A 1,352-nucleotide genomic window follows, 5' to 3' on the forward strand; every position below is an offset into this window, starting at 1 on the left:
CTCCAGCAGAACTGACCACCGGGCTGTGGCAGCTGGCCGCAGAGCAGGGAGCGACCCTGCTCTGGCAGCAGGAGATCACGCAGTTAACGCCACATCCGGCAGGCTGGCAGCTGAGCTTCCGCACGCAGCCTGACTGCACACACCGTAACCTGGTGCTGGCAACCGGTCACCGTCTGACGGATTTCACTCAGAGTGAAAAGTTGCCCCTCTATGCGGTAAGTGGCCAGGTCAGCCACGTGCCCACCACGGACGCGCTGTCTGCGCTGAAACAGGTGCTGTGCTACGACGGCTATCTGACGCCGGTCAGCCCGCAGTTTCAGCAGCACTGCATTGGTGCCAGCTATCATCGCGGCGATACCGCTACCGAATACCGCGCCGACGACCAATTGGAGAACCGTGATCGCCTGCTTCGCTGTCTGCCGGATGCCGGATGGCCGCAGGAAATTGATGTCAGTGACGCTAAAGCACGCTGCGGCGTTCGCGCCGCCACGCGCGATCATCTCCCGATGATGGGTGCACTGCCGGACTATGCCGCTACGCTGCACCAGTACGAAACGCTGGCACAGCAGCAGCAGGCTGAACCCGCGCCGGTTTATCCGGGCGTGTTTGTGCTGGGTGCGCTGGGTTCGCGTGGACTGTGCAGCGGCCCGCTGGCAGCAGAAGTGCTGGCGGCGCAGCTGTGTGGCGAACCGATCCCGCTCGACAGCACCGCCCTGGCCGCCACCAGCCCGAACCGCTACTGGGTTCGCAAACTGCTAAAAGGAAAAACTCCGAAGTAAGAATAGTCCTTGATTTAAAGTGCTTACGGCAGGAAATTTCATTACCCGTGTCTGATAAATAGCATAACATTCCCATTGTGCCCCTGAATTCTTCAGGGGCATTTTTGTATCTGGCCCGTAAACGAACAAACGGAAAGAACGGGCCATCAAGGGATGATTTGCTATGGACTTCACGCTTAACGGCCAGCGCTTCTCAATTGACGATGCGCACTCAGATACCCCCCTTCTTTATATATTGCGTAATGACTTCCAGTTAAATGGCCCAAAGTTTGGCTGCGGCATTGGCGAATGTGGCGCCTGTACCATCAATATTGATGGTGTGGCCGCCCGCTCCTGTAGCGTACCTGTCCATACTGTTGCCGGCAGGCAAGTCACGACCCTGGAAGGGTTGGCAGAGGATGATGGGTTGCACCCGGTACAACAAGGCTTTATCGATGAACAAGCCGCGCAGTGTGGCTACTGCACCAACGGTATGATCATGACGCTGGTGGCACTTTTCCGGCGCAACCCGCAGGCATCCGAGCAGCAGATTAAAAATGAGCTGGCGTTCAATCTGTGCCGCTGCGGCACCCA

The 1,352-nt window shown here is 58.1% G+C and carries 2 protein-coding genes; both read left to right on the forward strand.

Annotation, left to right across the window (positions count from 1 at the left end; all coding sequences use genetic code 11):
• Positions 1-779: FAD-dependent 5-carboxymethylaminomethyl-2-thiouridine(34) oxidoreductase MnmC (gene mnmC, locus WH277_RS03955; protein WP_339504475.1), on the forward strand; the 779-nt coding region annotated here is incomplete at its 5' end.
• Between the two features lie 163 nt (positions 780-942).
• Positions 943-1,352: (2Fe-2S)-binding protein (locus WH277_RS03960; protein WP_339504477.1), on the forward strand; the 410-nt coding region annotated here is incomplete at its 3' end.

The sequence above is a fragment of the Erwinia sp. MYb416 genome, assembly GCF_037479575.1.
GTDB lineage: Bacteria > Pseudomonadota > Gammaproteobacteria > Enterobacterales > Enterobacteriaceae > Erwinia > Erwinia rhapontici.